Source organism: Bradyrhizobium sp. CCBAU 11386, from assembly GCF_028128955.1.
Classification (GTDB): domain Bacteria; phylum Pseudomonadota; class Alphaproteobacteria; order Rhizobiales; family Xanthobacteraceae; genus Bradyrhizobium.
Genome location: NZ_LBKA01000226.1, coordinates 33,008 through 49,197, shown reverse-complemented (window position 1 = coordinate 49,197; position 16,190 = coordinate 33,008). Strand labels below are relative to the sequence as shown.

The 16,190-nt window shown below is 65.8% G+C and carries 14 protein-coding genes and 1 tRNA gene; 12 read left to right on the top strand and 3 right to left on the bottom strand.

What is annotated here, in order from left to right; all coding sequences use genetic code 11:
- Window positions 1–144: 144 nt before the first annotated feature.
- A complete protein-coding gene (tsaD, locus tag XI09_RS20840) occupies window positions 145–1,218 on the bottom strand; it encodes a tRNA (adenosine(37)-N6)-threonylcarbamoyltransferase complex transferase subunit TsaD (protein WP_271568510.1) in 1,074 nt (357 codons plus the stop codon).
- A 151-nt stretch (window positions 1,219–1,369) separates the two neighbouring features.
- On the opposite strand from tsaD, the gene XI09_RS20835 reads away from it, so the two are divergent.
- The 5 genes from XI09_RS20835 to XI09_RS20815 all read left to right on the top strand — a co-directional run bounded on the left by XI09_RS20835 (window position 1,370) and on the right by XI09_RS20815 (window position 5,915).
- Window positions 1,370–2,116 carry a uroporphyrinogen-III synthase gene (locus XI09_RS20835; protein ID WP_271568509.1) on the top strand — a complete coding sequence of 249 codons (747 nt, stop codon included), beginning with the start codon at window positions 1,370–1,372 and terminating at the stop codon, window positions 2,114–2,116.
- A gap of 90 nt (window positions 2,117–2,206) precedes the next feature.
- Window positions 2,207–3,418: a COG4223 family protein gene (locus XI09_RS20830; protein WP_271568508.1), complete on the top strand. Its 1,212-nt coding sequence runs from the start codon at window positions 2,207–2,209 to the stop codon at window positions 3,416–3,418.
- 36 nt (window positions 3,419–3,454) lie between these two features.
- Window positions 3,455–5,194 carry a heme biosynthesis protein HemY gene (locus XI09_RS20825; protein WP_271568507.1) on the top strand — a complete coding sequence of 580 codons (1,740 nt, stop codon included), beginning with the start codon at window positions 3,455–3,457 and terminating at the stop codon, window positions 5,192–5,194.
- A gap of 100 nt (window positions 5,195–5,294) precedes the next feature.
- Window positions 5,295–5,370, top strand: a tRNA-Thr gene (locus XI09_RS20820).
- Between the two features lie 164 nt (window positions 5,371–5,534).
- Window positions 5,535–5,915: a hypothetical protein gene (locus XI09_RS20815; protein ID WP_271568506.1), complete on the top strand. Its 381-nt coding sequence runs from the start codon at window positions 5,535–5,537 to the stop codon at window positions 5,913–5,915.
- Between the two features lie 163 nt (window positions 5,916–6,078).
- Here the strand turns inward: XI09_RS20815 and XI09_RS20810 are convergent, their stop codons facing one another.
- Complete coding sequence (locus tag XI09_RS20810) at window positions 6,079–7,128, bottom strand: polysaccharide deacetylase family protein (protein ID WP_271568505.1); 1,050 nt, start codon at window positions 7,126–7,128, stop codon at window positions 6,079–6,081.
- 253 nt (window positions 7,129–7,381) lie between these two features.
- Here XI09_RS20810 and XI09_RS20805 point away from each other — a divergent pair, with 253 nt between their 5' ends.
- Both XI09_RS20805 and XI09_RS20800 read left to right on the top strand, forming a co-directional pair.
- Window positions 7,382–7,705, top strand: coding sequence for a hypothetical protein (locus tag XI09_RS20805; protein WP_271568504.1), 324 nt, complete (start codon window positions 7,382–7,384; stop codon window positions 7,703–7,705).
- A 167-nt stretch (window positions 7,706–7,872) separates the two neighbouring features.
- Window positions 7,873–8,088, top strand: coding sequence for a hypothetical protein (locus XI09_RS20800; RefSeq protein WP_271568503.1), 216 nt, complete (start codon window positions 7,873–7,875; stop codon window positions 8,086–8,088).
- A 113-nt stretch (window positions 8,089–8,201) separates the two neighbouring features.
- On the opposite strand, the gene XI09_RS20795 is transcribed toward XI09_RS20800, so the two are convergent.
- Complete coding sequence (locus XI09_RS20795; RefSeq protein ID WP_271568502.1) at window positions 8,202–9,890, bottom strand: MFS transporter; 1,689 nt, start codon at window positions 9,888–9,890, stop codon at window positions 8,202–8,204.
- A gap of 137 nt (window positions 9,891–10,027) precedes the next feature.
- On the opposite strand from XI09_RS20795, the gene XI09_RS20790 reads away from it, so the two are divergent.
- The 5 genes from XI09_RS20790 to XI09_RS20770 all read left to right on the top strand — a co-directional run bounded on the left by XI09_RS20790 (window position 10,028) and on the right by XI09_RS20770 (window position 16,111).
- The gene (locus XI09_RS20790; protein ID WP_271568501.1) at window positions 10,028–11,398 is read left to right on the top strand and encodes a hydrolase; all 1,371 of its coding nucleotides are present in this window, start codon (window positions 10,028–10,030) and stop codon (window positions 11,396–11,398) included.
- 34 nt (window positions 11,399–11,432) lie between these two features.
- Window positions 11,433–12,800: a cytochrome P450 gene (locus XI09_RS20785; protein ID WP_271568500.1), complete on the top strand. Its 1,368-nt coding sequence runs from the start codon at window positions 11,433–11,435 to the stop codon at window positions 12,798–12,800.
- Between the two features lie 50 nt (window positions 12,801–12,850).
- The gene (locus XI09_RS20780; RefSeq protein WP_271568499.1) at window positions 12,851–14,260 is read left to right on the top strand and encodes an adenylate/guanylate cyclase domain-containing protein; all 1,410 of its coding nucleotides are present in this window, start codon (window positions 12,851–12,853) and stop codon (window positions 14,258–14,260) included.
- 356 nt (window positions 14,261–14,616) lie between these two features.
- Entirely contained in the window at window positions 14,617–15,105 is a 489-nt protein-coding gene (locus XI09_RS20775; RefSeq protein ID WP_271568498.1) for a tellurite resistance TerB family protein, read from the top strand.
- 226 nt (window positions 15,106–15,331) lie between these two features.
- Window positions 15,332–16,111: an SDR family NAD(P)-dependent oxidoreductase gene (locus XI09_RS20770; protein WP_271568497.1), complete on the top strand. Its 780-nt coding sequence runs from the start codon at window positions 15,332–15,334 to the stop codon at window positions 16,109–16,111.
- Window positions 16,112–16,190 lie beyond the last annotated feature (79 nt).

The window sequence follows — 16,190 nt, the reverse complement described above, 5'->3', positions numbered from 1 at the left end:
AGGGTTGGGGTGAGGGGCCTCTATCCACGAAATCGGTGGGAGCGAGACTCGCCGAGAGCCCCCCTCACCCGGATTGCTTCGCAATCCGGCCTCTCCCCGCAAGCGGGGCGAGGTGAAGTTGAGCTCGTGGCGCCGCCTGTGCATTCAAAATCCCGCCCGCGTGTTGCCGTAGCCGGCCGGCGCCGTCGCATTGGCATCGAGCAGCCAGCGGGCGCGGGGCTGTGCTTCCATCGTGTCGGTCAGGCCGAGCGCGAGCCGTTCGGCGCCGGCCCATGCGATCATCGCGCCGTTGTCGGTGCAGAGCGCGGGCGGCGGCATGATCAGTTGCGTCCTGGCCTGCCGCGCGACGTCATGCAGGGCGCCGCGGATCGCCTGGTTGGCGGCGACGCCGCCGGCGGCCACGAGCGCACGCGGTGCGCCGAACCGCTCGCGGAAAAGTCTCAAGCCGACACTCAACCGGTCCGCCGTCGAATCCAGCACGGCGGCCTGGAAGCTTGCACAGAGATCGCTGATGTCCTGCGGCGTGATCTCGGCGATACGGCTCGCTTCGTTGCGCACCGCGGTCTTCAATCCCGACAGCGAGAAGTTGGCATCTGGCCTGCCCTGCATCGGCCGCGGAAAGGCAAAGCGCGTAGCATCGCCGCTTGCTGCCGCGCGCTCGACCTGCGGGCCGCCGGGATAGGGCAGGCCCAGCATCTTCGCGACCTTGTCGAAGGCTTCGCCGATGGCATCGTCGACGGTGGTGCCGAGCCGCACATATTGGCCGACGCCGGTGACCGCGACGATCTGGGTATGGCCGCCGGAGGCGAGGAACAGGCAGTACGGAAATTCGATTCCGTCGGTGAGGCGCGGCGTCAGCGCGTGCGCTTCCAGATGGTTCACCGCGACCAGCGGCGTGTCGTGCACCAAGGCGATCGCCTTCGCGGTGGTGAGCCCGACGATGACGCCGCCGATCAGTCCAGGCCCGGCCGCCGCGGCGACACCGTCGAGCTGAGCATAGTCGATGCCGGCCTCGTGCATGGCACGGTCGATGATGCCGTCGAGCACATCGACATGTGCGCGCGCGGCGATCTCCGGCACCACGCCGCCGAAACGGGCATGCTCCTCGACCTGCGACCGCACGATGTTGGACAGGATCTTGCCGCTGCCGTCAGGCGCGCGCTCGATCACGGCCGCGGCGGTCTCGTCGCAGGTGGTTTCGATGCCCAATACAAGCATTGGCGAATTGTTATCCAATTTGCGCCCTTGCGCTCATCCGGAAAGCAGAGTTCTGGTACGTCCGGTAGCATTCCGGGGTCGGCTTGCGCAATCGTTACGCGCAGCCGTCCTCGTGAATGCGTCACCGTCACGCGGTTCGGGAACACAAGCGATGTCCATTCTTGTCACACGGCCGCATCCCGAAAATGAGGCGACGGCGGACAATTTGCGCGCGCGGGGGCATGTGGTGCTGCTCGCGCCGGTGCTCAAGTTCGAGCCGGTCGCTTTCCACGACGAGAGCGAGGCGAACTATAGCGCCATCATTGTCACATCGGCCAATGCGATCCGTGCCGTCGCGCCGCTATTGCAGGATCTCGGCCTGCTGAAGCTGCCGCTGTTTGCGGTCGGCGAGCACACCGCGACTGCCGCGCGAGACGCCGGCTTTGCCGAGGTGATCATCGCCGGCGGCGATTCCGCGGCCCTGCGCGACAGGGTCGTTCAAAGCGCGCGCGACAAGGTGCTGAAGAAGAAAAGCACACTGCTTTATCTCGCCGGTGCGGATCTGTCGCGCGATCTCGGCGGCGAACTCGGCGCCGAAGGATTCAACGTGGTTACGCAGACCACCTATCGCATGGCGCCGGTCAAGATTCTCCCGCGCGATGTCTGCGAGGGCTTCGCCGCGCATGGGATCGAGGCGGTGCTGCATTATTCCAGGCGCAGCGCGCGGGCCTTCCTGGATGCAGCGCGGGACGAAGGCGTCGAAATCTCGGCGCTGGCGATCCCGCAATGCTGCCTGTCCGAGACGGTCGCCAGCGTGCTGCGCGATGCCGGTGCGTCGCAGGTTCTGGTGGCCGCGAAGCCGGACGAAAGTGCCTTATTTGACACCTTGGAGCGTGCTTTGCGGACCCGTTTGGCGTAAGAGGTCGGGCCGAATCCGACGCAATCGGGTCCGTTCAAGGATATTTGCCAAGGATCCGCGCAAGGTATGGAAGTGTGAGGAACCGTCACGATGGCCGACGACAAGCCTGAAGACGCAGGATTGGCCCCCGAGTCGGGTCGTGCCAAGCGCACCCCGCCCACCATCGACCTCGAGGCGACCGAAGTCTCGACCCAGCCGCAGGAGGTGGCAGGCGAGCCCGAGGCTTCGCCGGCGAGCGAGCACACCGAGCCCGAGCAGGCAAAATCCGAGCAGGCCGACGCTGAGCCGGAGCGCGCCGAGGCGCAGGCCGCGGTTGCGCCCGCTGCGGCGTCGCCTCCGGTTTCGCCCTGGGTCATTGCACCGTTCTCCGGTGCGGTGGCGGCGGCCGTCGTGATCGCGGTCGGCTGGATGCTGGGCTGGCCCGCCGTGCAGGCGCCGCCCGCCGCGCCACAAGTGACGAGCGCGACGGTCGACGCTCTGAACGGTCGCGTTGCCGCGGTCGAAGCCAAGGCTGGCAAGCCCGCCGCCGATCCGGCCATGGTGGCGCGGATCGATGCGCTGGAAAAATCCGTAGGCAGCCTGCGCAGCGACATCGCCAATCTGCGCGCACAGTCCGACAAGACCGCGAGCGCTCTTAACGATGCGAAATCTGCGCCGGGCGCTGCTTCGCCTGATCTTGCCGCTCTCAACGACCGCATCGCGCAGCTCGAGCGCGCCAGCAAGACGGAGCGGGCCGAGCTCGCGCAGCAGGGCGAGAAGATCGCCGACGCCAGGACGATCGACGACAAGCCGCTGCGCCACGTGGTGGCGGCGGCCCTGCTCGACGTCGCCGTGCGCCATGGCGATCCCTATGAAGCGCAGCTCGCCGCGGCGCGGTTGCTGGCGGCCAAGCCCGACATGCTGAAGCCACTCGACACCTTTGCATCGTCGGGCATCCCGACCCCGGTCGCGCTGAGCCGCGAGCTGCTCAACATCGTGCCGAAATTGTCGCCGCCGGCGGAGGCCCCGGCCGCGGGTGCCGGCATCGTCGAGCGTCTTCAGGCCGGAGCGTCGAAACTCGTGCGCATCGAGCGCACCGACGGCGTCGGCAACGATCGCGGCGCCATCGTGGCGCGGGTGACGGCTGCTGCGCTCCGCAATGATTTCGTCGAGGCGCGGCGCGAGTTGAAGACGCTGCCCGATGCCGATCGCGCGCCGGCGCAGGCCTGGCTCGACAAGGCCAATGCCCGCGATGCCGCGCTCGCCGCGTCCCGCAAGTTCGCCGACGATGCCATGGCGGATCTCGTCAAGCCTGCTCAATAAAGCTTCGCGCAATAATCAGCGCGTATAGGGATCGCCATGCTTCGCATCGTCCTTTTCCTCGTCTTGATTGCGCTGGCGGCGGCCGGCGCGGCCTGGGTTGCCGATCAGCCCGGCGATCTCGTCCTGACCGCGGGCGGTTTCCGCGCCTCAACGACGTTGCCGAGGTTCGTGTTCTTGCTTGGCCTGTTTGCCGCGGCAGTCGTGCTCGTCTGGAGCATCCTGACGACGATCTGGCGGACGCCGGGGCGTTTGCGCCGCCGCCGCCATGAAAAGCGCCACGCCCGCGGCCGCCACGCCATCACCCACGGCCTGCTCGCGATCGGTCATGGCGATACCGCGCTCGCGCGCCGTCACGCCGAGACGGCGCGGCGGCATGCGCCGAACGATCCGCTCGCGCTGCTGCTGCACGCACAATCGGCGCAGCTCGAAGGTAATCGCGACGAGGCGCAGCGCGCCTTCCGCGCCATGGCCGAGCGCGAGGATACGCGTCTGCTCGGCCTGCGCGGCCTGTTCATCGAGGCGCAGCGCGCCGACGACGCGGTCGGCGCCGTCATGATCGCGGAGGAAGCGATCAAGCTGTCGCCGTCGTCGACCTGGGCCTCGCATGCTGTGCTCGGCTTCCGCTGCGCGCGCGGCGACTGGAGCGGCGCGCTGGCGATCCTCGATTCGAACCTGTCCGCGGGCCTGATCGACAAGCCGGCCTATCGCCGCCAGCGCGGCGTGCTGCTCACCGCACGCGCGCTGGAATTGCAAACGATGGACCGCGACGTCGCACGCGAGAGCGTGATGGAGGCGATCAAGCTCGCGCCGACCCTGGTGCCGGCCGCGGTGCTCGCCGCAAAGTTCGAGAGCGAGGCGCATCAGGTGCGCCGCGCCATGAAGCTGGTCGAGACCGCCTGGCTCGCCAATCCGCATCCAGATCTGGCCGAGGCCTATGCACATGTGAAGCTCGGTGATTCCGCACGGCAGCGCTTGCAGCGGGTCGAGACGCTTGCGGCCAAGACGCCTGCCGATAAAGCCGGCCATATTGAAGGCCAGCTCGCGCTCGCACGTGCCGCGATCGATGCCTCCGAGTTCGCCCGCGCCCGCGCGGTGCTGGGGCCCTACGTCAACGATCCGACCCAGCGCGTTGCACTGCTGATGGCCGAGATCGAGCGCACCGAGCACGGCGACGGCGGCCGCGCCCGCGCCTGGACCTTGCGCGCGGTGCGTGCCCGCCACGATCCGGCCTGGACCGCCGACGGCTATGTCAGCGATCGCTGGCGCCCGGTCTCCCCGGTGACCGGCCGCCTCGACGCCTTCCAGTGGCAGACGCCGGTCGCGAGCCTTCCTTCCGACAAGGGCGACTTGATCGAATCCTCAGCCTTCGAGGAAGCCATGCTGGCGGCCCCGCCGCCGAAACGGGTCACGGCGCCTGCGAATGACACCCCGATGGAACCGGCGCCGGCTGCATCGGCACCGGCCGAGCAGGACAATTCGCCTCCGGCGGCCAAGGAAGAGCCAAAGGCAGAGCCCGTCGTCACGCCCACCGAGCCGGTTGAACCGGCCCCCGAGCCGGCCGAATCATCGCCGGCGGCGACGCCGGTGTTCCGGACCCGCGCCGACCTCGGCAAGCCCGCACCTGCCCCGATCCCCGCCGTCATCCCGATCGTCCGCGCCCCGGATGATCCCGGGATCGATGACGAGGGCCCAAGTGATGAATTTACGGAACAAATCGGCACGCCCAAGGCCCAGGCCGGCGGCTGGCGCGGATTCTGGTCCCGTTGGGGCGCCTAAGCCGCATTTCGCACCCGGCTTGTTCTTGCCAATTCGGGCCATGCCCGATATCAGGAGCGCGCGTATCGGGGCCGGCATCGTCCGGGTCCCGGCAGGGTTCGCCGCAATAGCTCAGTCGGTAGAGCACGTCATTCGTAATGACGGGGTCGGGGGTTCGAATCCCTCTTGCGGCACCAGCGCCCCGAATTCATCCGATCATCACAGCGTCTTAACCGACGCATCCAGCCGGCATGAGCGTGCGCGGATTCAAGATCGTTCGGTCGCCTGCGTGATCGCGATCACATAGTGTCGCGCGTATCTCGCGTAGCGTCCCCGTCACGCCAACACGGGGAGATTTCACATGCGCAAGATCATTCTGGTTGCCGCCATGGTCCTGGCTTCCGCATCTGCCCAGGCGGGCGGCCCACGCAGCCTCTCGCTGGCCACGGCGAGCGAACAGGCCTCGGCTTCACAATCGACAGCGACAACCACGGCCACACAGGTGAGCGAAGCCGCACCCGTCACCGAAGCTGCGAAATATGTCGACCGTCCGCCGGCGATCTTGGCCCCTGCGCCTGCCGCGGCACCTGCTCCAGCCGTCACCACGACGACTTCAGCGCCCGCCACGACCGCAACTCAGCCTGCTAAGACCACGGCGAAAGCCAACAAGCCGAAGCACAAGCGTACCTGGACCGAACGCCGCATCATCAGCGAGCTGCATCGCCACGGCATCTACTGGTAAGCCGCCCGCGTGCTCCACTCTCGCCGTCATGCCCGGGCAAAAGCGCGAAGCGCGTCTTCGCGCTAGATGACCTGGGCATCCACGTCTTCTTCTTCAATCCAAGAACGTGGATGGCCGGGACAAGCCCGGCCATGACGCAAACGTTCCGGATTGATCTTCCGCGTTACTGCGAAACCGTCTGCACCACGCTTCCGATCGGGCGTGCGCTCGAGGTCGGCACCTTCAGATCCTTCAGCAGCGCTTCGTCATATTCCGGCAGCGTCTGGAAGGTGGTCTTGGCCTTCATCTGCACGATCTTGTAGCCGCCGGCCTTGAGCCGTGCGAGCAGCGCCGGCATGGCTTCGCCGGTGTGCTTCTGGAAGTCGTGCATCAGGATGATGCCCTTGCCGAGCTTGTCGAGCCTGGTCATCACGGTCTCGACGATCTTCTCCGGCGTGGCGCCCTTCCTGAAGTCGAAGGAATCGATGTCGGTCGAGAACATCGCGACGTTACGGGTGCCGAAATAGGTCACCATCGCCGGATTGTGCTGAAGCTGCGGGAAGCGGAAGAACGGCGCCGGGTTGGTGCCGAGCGCGAACCTCACTGCGCTAAAGCCCTTCTCGACCTCGTCCTTGACCTGTTGCTCCGTCATCTTCTTGCTGTTCAGGTTGACATGCGACCAGGTGTGCGTGCCGACCGTGTGGCCCTGGGCCAGCACCTGGCGCAGGATTTCCGGGTGGTAGGTCGCGTGCTTGCCGACCGAGAAGAACAGGCCCTTGGTGCATTCATCCGCGAGCGCCTTCAGCACCGCGGGCGTGTTGACCGGCCACGGACCGTCGTCGAAGGTCAGCACGACCTCCTTGTCGGTGAGGAAATCGAACTGCTTGAAGTGCTCGAAGCCGAAGCCGGGACCGCCGGTGGTGTCGATCTCGACCACGCGGGAAACGCCGAGGGCGTTCGGATTGGCGCAGGTCGATCTCTGCTGAACCGGCATGGCCGGAGCGGGCGCTGGGGCCGCGGCGGCTGCCGCCGGCTTGCCCGCGAGGGCCGCGGTGGTCTCGACGTCATCCTTGGCGGCGAGCTTCGCCTGTGCCGGCAATTGATCGGCGGCACGGGCGGCCATTGTCTTGGGAGCGGCCTGATCGGCGCGCGAGGAATAATAAAACCAACCTCCGGCGGCAATCACGACCGCCGCAACTACACTGGCCAGCATCAGGCCCAACGCATTACGCATCGCTACTCTTTCCAATTACGCAACCAAACCTGCGGAATTTCCCGCGCGACGAGCCATTAATGCGAAGGAACAGTTAACGTGACACCAACACGACGGCGTTTGCGCCGGATTTTCAGCGGGGTGCGCCAATGTGACTGAAGTCACAGTTGGGGTGCGCCCCGTGACCGTCATCACAGTGGAAACTGTTTTGCTGGAGCATCGTAGTTCCCATCAACAACGGGCCCGCTTCCTGCGGTGCCAATGGGAGCTTCAAATGACCAAGTCGTTTACCGCCAAGTCGCTTACCTCCAAGTCCTTGAGTAGCAAGATCCGCGACACCAGCCTGGCCCTGGGCTTCGCCGCCATCGTCTCGATCGTTTCGACAACTTCGAGCTTCGCCTTCTCGTCCGAAGCGCAGCAGATGTGCACCGGCGATGCCTTCCGCCTGTGCTCGTCGGAGATCCCCAACATCCCGAAGATCACCGCGTGCATGATGAAGCATCGTTCGGACCTGAGCGCCGGCTGCCGCGCGGTGATGGACAAGGACCTCGCCAAGGGCGCCTCACGCAAGGTCGCTGACGCCCAGGACAAGCAGTAAGGACAACACAGCGATCGTTGTGTCGGTTAGCTCCCCTCGCGCAGTGCCCCGGCGTCAAGCCGGGGCCACGCGGCGGCGCCATTCAGTCTGTCAATAAAGCCGTTGCGGCTCCGGGATCGTCGCACTAGCTTCGCCCGCACTTTCTTCCGGGTAAGAGGCATTACGCGATGACCAGATTTCTTTTCGTTATTTCTTTGCTCCTGTGCGCATCTGGCGCCTCAGCGCAACAACAGCCCGGACACGACGCCTGCGCGCGCGACGTCACGCGCTTCTGCCGCGCCGTGATGAACAATGGCGACCAGGCTGTGCTCGCCTGCCTCAAGCAGAACCGCACGCGTCTCAGCAAGGGCTGCGACAAGGTGCTGACGGAGCACGGGCAGTGATTGTCATTCCGGGGCGCGCGAAGCGCGAACCCGGAATCCATCGAGCGGCAATCTTCTGAGAGAAATGGATTCCGGGCTCGCGCCTGACGGCGCGCCCCGGAATGACCAGAGACCTACGTGCTGCTCCCCGCCGCGGTCGCAACCACTGGCAGCACCTCGCTTGCTCCCTGGTCCGGCGTCTCTTCCTTCCAGCGCACCGAGCCGAACGGACGCTCCAGCATGCGGCGGATCCGCACCGGCTCGGGGCCGACGTGGAAGTCGATCGCCTGTTGATGCAGCGCGCGTTCCGACTGGGTCGAACGGTTGCGCTGGCGTAAATAGTCGAACCAGGTCGGGCAGTGATAGCGCTCGGTCCACAATTCGGGGTCGGCGATGTCGCGCGCGATCGACCAGCCATAGGCGCCGTTGCGCTGCCTCGAGAGCTGCACATCCTGCATGACATTGTGGAAGGCGCGCGCGTTCTCTTGGGCGACGCGGTATTCGATCTCGACCACCAGCGGTCCGCTGCGGCCGGTGAGCGACAGCCTGACTTCGGGGTCGGCCAGCACCTCGGCGTCTTCGTTGCGGGCGCCGACGCGCGGCATCGTGAGCCAGATTCCCAGCAGCGGCGAGACCAGCATCAGGCCTGCCGCGACCAGAAGCGCGGCCTCGACGCCGGCATAGTCGGTGAGATGGCCCCAGCCCCAGGCGCCGATCGCGATGCCGCCGGAGATCGAGGCCTGAAACGCCGCCAGCGACCGGCCTGCGACCCAGCGCGGTGCCGAGAGCTGCACGCCGATATTGAACAGCGCGACGGCGGCCATCCAGACCGCGCCGGCCAGCACCAGCGCGGCCGCCGTCAGCACCGGTTCCGTGCTCACGGCAAGGGCGGCCATCGCGAAGGCCATCGAGATGGTGCAGGCCCGGATCGCGGACTCGCCGCTCATGCGCTTGCGCAATTCGTGGATGTTGAGTGCGCCGACGACCGCGCCCATGCCGAAGGCGCCGAGCATGATGCCGTAGGTCTGCGCGCCGCCATGCAGCAGGTCGCGCGCGACCAGCGGCATCAGCGCCATCACGGCGCCGCCGATCAGGCCCATCACCAGCGTGCGCAGCAGCACGATCTTGATCGGCGGTGAATTGGTGATGTAGCGGAAGCCGGAGACCATGGCGCGGTTGAGCTTCTCCCGGGGCAGGCGCGAGGGCTCGGTGCTGCGCCGCCACAGCAGCAGCACGGCCAGCAGCGGCAGATAGAGGATCGCGTTGCAGGCGAACGCCGCCACCGCGCCGAGCGCGGCGACGATGACACCGCCGACCGCGGGACCGAAGCTGCGCGCGATGTTGTAGCTGATGCCGTTCAGCGCGACGGCCGACGGCAGTGCTTCGGGCGGCACCTGCTCGCTGACCGAGGATTGCCAGGCCGGGCCGAACAGCGCGTTGCCGCTGCCCACGACGAAGCAGAAGGCGAGCAACGTTTCCGGCGTGATCAGCTTGAGCCCGGCCAGGATCGTGAGCGCAGTCGCGCCGGTCAGCGCGATCATGAGCGAGACCAGGGTGACGATGCGGCGGTCATACATGTCGGCGATGGCGCCGGCCGGCATCGAAATCAGCATGATCGGCAGCATCAGCGCGGTCTGCACCAGCGCCACCTTGTCGGCCGAGGCCGCCATCTGCGTCATCGCCCAGGCGGCGCCCACGCCCTGGATCAGCAGGCCGAGATTGGAGAGCAGGCTGGCGAGCCAGATGCGCCGGAATACGGTGTACCGCAGCGGCGCGGTGATGCCGTCGCCGGCGAGTTTCTGACGGTTCGGCTGCTCGGTCATATCCCCTTCCAAAAGGGCTGGCAGAAGTGGTCCTGGTGATTCCGGCAGGTTCAGTGATGCCCGCGAAAGTCCTTCGCTGTCCAGTGATTAGGACGCTATAAGCGGTGCAAAGAGATGGTTTTGCCGGGGAGGAACAGATGAAGCTGTCGCGACGGACGATCCTGCTAGGTGCCGGCACGTTGCCTTTCGCGCTTGCGAGCGTCCGGATGGACGCTTTCGCACAAACCACGCCCGCGGCGCAGGGCGCCGAAGTGCCGCCGATCCTGTTCGTCCACGGCAATGGCGACTACGACGCGCTCTGGATGACCACGATGTGGCGGATGGAATCCAATGGCATCGCGCGCGATCGCATGCTGGCGATCAACTTCACCGATCCCTTGGCGCGGAGCGACGACAAGGTCGAGCAGGCGAACCGCTCCTCGACCGAGGACCAGCGCCGCGAGCTCACTGCCGCCATCGCCGAGCTGAAGCGCCGTACCGGTGCGGCGCGCGTGGCGCTGGTCGGCAGCTCGCGCGGCGGCTATGCGATCCGCAATGTCATCAGGAACGGCGGTGTGGCCGACGTCAGCCACGCCGTCCTGTGCGGCACGCCCAATCACGGCGTGTTCGCGACCGACGACCAGCCCAACAGCGAGTTCAACGGCCGCGGCGCGTTCCTGCGCGGGCTGAACGGGGGCGAGAGCGAGGTGACGCCGGGCACGGCTTTCCTCACCTTGCGCAGCGATGGGATGGACAAATACGCGCGAGCCGACGGCCGTTTCATCGGCAAGCCTGGCACGCCGACCGGTGTCACCACCGAGGGGCCGGAGCTGCAGGGGGCCACCAATCTCGTGCTCGGTGCGCTCGATCATCGCGAGGTGGCGTTTCACCCGCGCGCCTTCCGCGAGATCTACAAGTTCATCGCCGGCCGCGAGCCCGCGCGCATCGCGATTGTGCCGGAACCGAGCGTCAGGCTGAGTGGCCTCGTCACGGGAACGCCGGGGGGCGTGTCGACCAATCGTCCGGTGGCGGGCGCAACCGTCGATATCTTCCGCGTCGACCCTGATACCGGTGAGCGCAAGGGCAATGCCGTGCACAGCTCGAAGACCGGCGGCGACGGTCGCTGGGGACCGGCGCAGGTCGAATCCTCCTGGTCGCTCGAATTCGTCCTCGTGTCGCCGGATGCGCCGACTACGCACATCTACCGCTCGCCCTTTCCGCGCTCGTCCGACGTCGTCCACCTGCGCGCCGCGCGTCCGCTCGGCCCGGCGGACAAGGACGCCGGCGCTGTCGTGATCATGTCACGTCCGCGCGGCTATTTCGGCCTGCCGCGGGACGTCGTTCTGCTCGACGGCAAGGAGCCGGCCGACGTCAAGCCGGGCGTACCCACGGATTCGGCAGCAACATTGCGGCTTCCGGCTAGCGAGATCGGGCGTAACATCGTGGCCCAGTTCGGCGAAGAACGGATTGTGGCACGCCTCTGGCCTGCCTCCGAGAACAGGATTGCGGTTGCCGAGCTGACTTACTAGCTATTTGCCTGCGTCACATCTGCGGGAGAGAGCCATGAACATCGCCAGCGTGCGTCGGCCCATCGTCCCTCCGACGCCGCCGCGTGCGCCGGACGGCATGTCGTTCCTCGGCCGGGTCGCGGTGATCAGGCAGAACATGATCGCCACCTGGGGGCAGCGCGCCTATGAGGAAGACGTTCTCGAGGGCCGCTTCTTCCTCCATAAGAGCTTCATCCTGAACCGCCCGGATGCGATCCGGCATGTCCTGCTCAGCAATTACGAGAACTACACGCGCACGCCGGCCGGCATCCGCATGCTGCGTCCCGTGCTCGGTGAAGGCCTTCTGATTGCGGAAGGTCATTCCTGGACGTTTCAGCGCCGCACGCTCGCGCCGGCCTTCACGCCGCGCGCCACCGCAAATCTCGTTCCGCACATGACTGCGGTGCTCGACGAGACCATCGCGAAGCTGGATGCGCGCAACGGCGAGACCGTTGATCTGCGCGAGACCATGCAGCGCATGACGCTCGAGATCGCCGGGCGCACGATGTTCTCCTTCGGCATGGACCGGCATGGCCCGACCTTGCGCAACTTCGTCATGGAATATGGCGAGCGGCTGGGACGGCCCTATTTCCTCGACATGCTGCTGCCGGTGTCCTGGCCGAGCCCGATGGATTTTGCCCGCGCCCGATTCCGCAAGCGCTGGACCAAATTCGTCGCGATGCTGATCGCCGAGCGGCGCGCCGCCGGGAAAAAGGACGGCGCGCCGCCGCGCGACCTGTTCGATCTCATGGACGAGGCGCGCGATCCTGAAACAGGCAAGGGCTTTTCCGACACGCAGCTCATCGACGAAGTCGCGACCATGATTCTCGCCGGTCACGAAACCACGGCGACCGCGCTGTTCTGGGCGCTCTATCTGCTCGCGCTCGATCCTGACACGCAGGAGGAGGTGGCGTCCGAGACCCGCGGCGAACATCTCGACAGCATGGCCGACATCGATCGCCAGAAATTCACCCGCGCGGTGATCGAAGAAACCATGCGGCTCTATCCGCCCGCCTTCCTCATCGCGCGTGCCGCGCGCGAGAAGGACAGTGTGGCCGGAATCGAGATCGGCAAGGGCGACATCATCATGATCGCGCCCTGGCTGCTGCACCGGCACGAAAAGCTGTGGGATCAGCCGAACGCGTTCGTTCCAAAGCGCTTCATGTCGACTGAAGCACCCGACCGTTTCGCTTATTTGCCGTTTGGCGCGGGTCCGCGCGTGTGCGTCGGCGCGCCGTTTGCGCAAGCCGAGTCGGTGCTGGCGCTGGCCCGGCTGATCGGTGCGTTCCGCGTCGAGCTGGTCGATACGGCTCCCGTGATCCCGCATGGCGTCGTCACAACCCAGCCGGACCGTTCACCCATGTTCCGCATCACGCGTCGGTGACAGGCAATCGCCTGGCCGATGGCGTGATCCACCCTAGATAGAGTTGCGCCATGAGCGACATCCAGGCCCAGTTTTCCGTTCTGAAGCAGACCGCCGATCCGAAGGTGGTCGATGCGATTGCGCGCCTCATCGAGGACGGCGAGGATCACGAGCTCAACCGCATCAATGTCCTCGATTTCGCCAGGCAGCATGACGTCGACGAAGAGCACGCGATCTCTGCCTTCCTGCATTCGGCCCGGCTTGGGCTGTTCGATCTCGGCTGGAACGTGCTGTGTCCGGGATGCGGCGGCGTGCTCGGCGCTCACGCGACGCTGAAGGCGCTCAAGCCGGACGATTATCACTGTGCGCTCTGTGCCTGTGGCTACAAGGCCTCGGTGGACGACCAGGTCGAGGTTTCCTTCACCGTGAATCCGCGCGTCCGGCGCATCGCGGCGCACGATCCTGATACGCTTCCGGTGTGGGAGTATTTCAAGCAGGTGTTCTGGAGCTCCGGCGTCGACTTCAACAAGGAATCGTTTGCGACGCTGGCCAACGAGGTCACGCTGGATACGATGGAGCTGCCGGCCGGCGAGAAGGCGACCATGTCGCTGCAGCTGCCGAACGACTTCATCATCATCTTCGAGCCGGTGACGCACGCCGCTCATTTCATCGACGTGCAGGGCGAGCCGACCAAGGATCGCCAGCAGTTCGCCATCATGTACAACAGGGTGCAGGCGCCGACGGGCACCACGACCATGCGGCCGGGCCCGCTGCGGCTGTCGCTGGAGAACCAGGCCGGCGTGCGCGTGCTGCCGTCGGTGTTCATCGCGGCCGAGGCGCTTCATCACCTCATCGGCAAGCGCAAGCCGTTCCTCACCGCCAAGCGCATGCTGTCGAACCAGACGTTCCGCGATGTGTTCAAGGCGGACAATCTCAGTGTCGACCAGCGGCTCCAGATCACGTCCCTGACATTTCTGTTCACGGATCTGAAGGGGTCGACCGCGCTCTACGAACGGGTCGGCGATCTCGCTGCGTTCGATCTCGTGCGCGCGCATTTCCATGCGCTGCTCGAGATCATCTCCTCCGAGAAGGGCGCGGTGGTGAAGACCATCGGCGACGCCGTGATGGCGACCTTCATCCGTCCCGAGCACGCGATCGTCGCGGGCCTGCGGATGCGCGCGGCGATGGACGAGCTCAACAAGCAGCGCGGCACGGCCGATCTCATCGTCAAGATCGGCATCCATGAGGGGCCGTGCCTCGCGGTGATGCTCAACGAGCGGCAGGATTATTTCGGCCAGACCGTCAACATCGCCGCGCGCGTGCAGAGCCTGTCGACCGCGCAGGAGATGCACATCACCGGGCCGGTGCTCGATGCGCCGGCCGTGGCGGAAGTGCTGAAGCAGCGCGCGATCAAGCCGATCCAGAAGCAGGCCGCATTGCGCGGCATTGCCGACAAGATGGTGGTGTACGAGATACCGTGAGGGCGCGGTGGCGGAGTCCGCGGGCTCCGTCATTTACGAGCAAAGCACCAAATCTCTCCAACGTCGTCCTGGCGAAAGCCAGGACCCATACCGCGGAATCTATTTTTTGCGGATGGTCGTAGTACCGGACGACAACCAGTCTTCGCCAAACGTCTCCCTGGGGTAATGGGTCCTGGCTTTCGCCAGGACGACGTCGGAGAGTTGATCTGGCCGCCCTCCAGAAATCACAGCCTTTAGATTGCCAAAACGTAATGCAGCGCGCGGAACTGACACGCGTTGCGCCGGTTGAGTTTCCCGCTCATATAAGGCTGGTAGACGCCGCGTCCTCGCGGCGTCATCGATTTCGGTAGGACTCCATGCTCGACGGCTTGCGCCAATTCATCGCCGACATTGTGGCCCCCCAAGCCCAGGACCGCGCATTCGGCGACAGCGATTATCGGCTGGCGGCGACCGCGTTGCTGGTTCACGTGGTCTCGCTGGACGGCCAGCCGACGGCGGCCGAGCAGCGCAAGCTGCACAGCCTGATCGAAAGCCATTTCGGGCTTGATCGCGGCACCGCCGATCGTTTGATCGCCGATGCAACCCAGGTCGAGGGCGAGGCGGTCGACCTCTATCACTTCACCAGCGTCATCATGCGCTCGCTCGACGAAGCGGGCCGCAAGCGCATCGTCCAGATGATGTGGGAGCTGGTCTATGCCGACGGCCAGGTCTCCGAGTTCGAGGACAACGTGGTCTGGCGCGCTTCCGACCTGCTCGGGATTTCCCAGCGCGACCGGATCGACCTGAAGCATGCCGTGGCAGACCGTACCGGTAGCCAGGTGAAGGACGGCGCCGTCGGCGGCTGATTTCGCCCAACACGGCGGATTGCCGGTTGTGCAGATCACATGACGAAACTTTAATGTAGCCCCCGGCCGCCTTGTCCCGGATTTGCCCGTAAATCCGCGGGTTTTCTGCTCTCCCTGATGCCCGCTCAAGCGGCCATGCTGTCAGCGCCGCTTGCCTGTCGCGTACGGCCTATGCTCTCGTTCCGCCATTGCGGGACCAAAAACTTCAATTCAAGAGACTTCGATCGTGACTGAGCGGGTAACGTTGATCACCGGTGCCTCGGCGGGCATCGGCACGGAGCTGGCGCGGGTGTTCGCCGCGAATGGACACCGTCTCGCGCTGACGGCGCGGCGCGCGGACCGGCTCGAGGCGCTCGCGAACGAGCTCTCCGCCAAGGGCGGCAAGAAGCCGATCGTCATCGCCTGCGATCTTCAGGAAGCAGACGCCGGAGAAAAGATCGCGGCAGCGCTCGCCGCCGAAGGAGTCGAGCTCGACCATCTCGTCAACAATGCCGGCTTCGGCGTGTTCGGCGATGCAATCGAGTGCGATCGCGACGAGCAGGTTGGCATCGTCGATGTCAACGTTCGGGCTCTGACGGATCTGTCGCTGCGATTTGCCGATCAGCTCGTCAGGAACAAGGGCGGTCTTCTCAATGTCGGATCGGTTGCCGGCTTTCTGCCCGGCCCCGGCATGGCGGTCTATTACGCGTCCAAGGCCTATGTGATTTCTTTCACCGAGGCCTTGCGGGCAGAGCTCGCGCCGCGCGGCGTCCGCGTCACCGTACTTTGCCCGGGTCCGGTGCCTACCGAATTCCAGGCGCGCGCCGGCGTTGGATCCGGACATAATACGGCCCTTCTCAATGTTCCTGCCTCCGATGTTGCACGGGAGGCCTATCGTGGGCTGATGGCAAATAAACGGGCAGTGCTGCCCGGTCTCGGCATCAAGATTGTGCCATTCGCGCTGCGTTTCTTTCCGCGCGGCTTCATTTTGTCCGCCACCAGTCGCTTCCAGCGGCAGAGGCACTGAAGAACGCTCGAAGCGTCTGTCGTGGCCCGGAGCTTGCTTCCTTAATCGGTGTCGTGTGTGCGCAAACTCACACGATGTT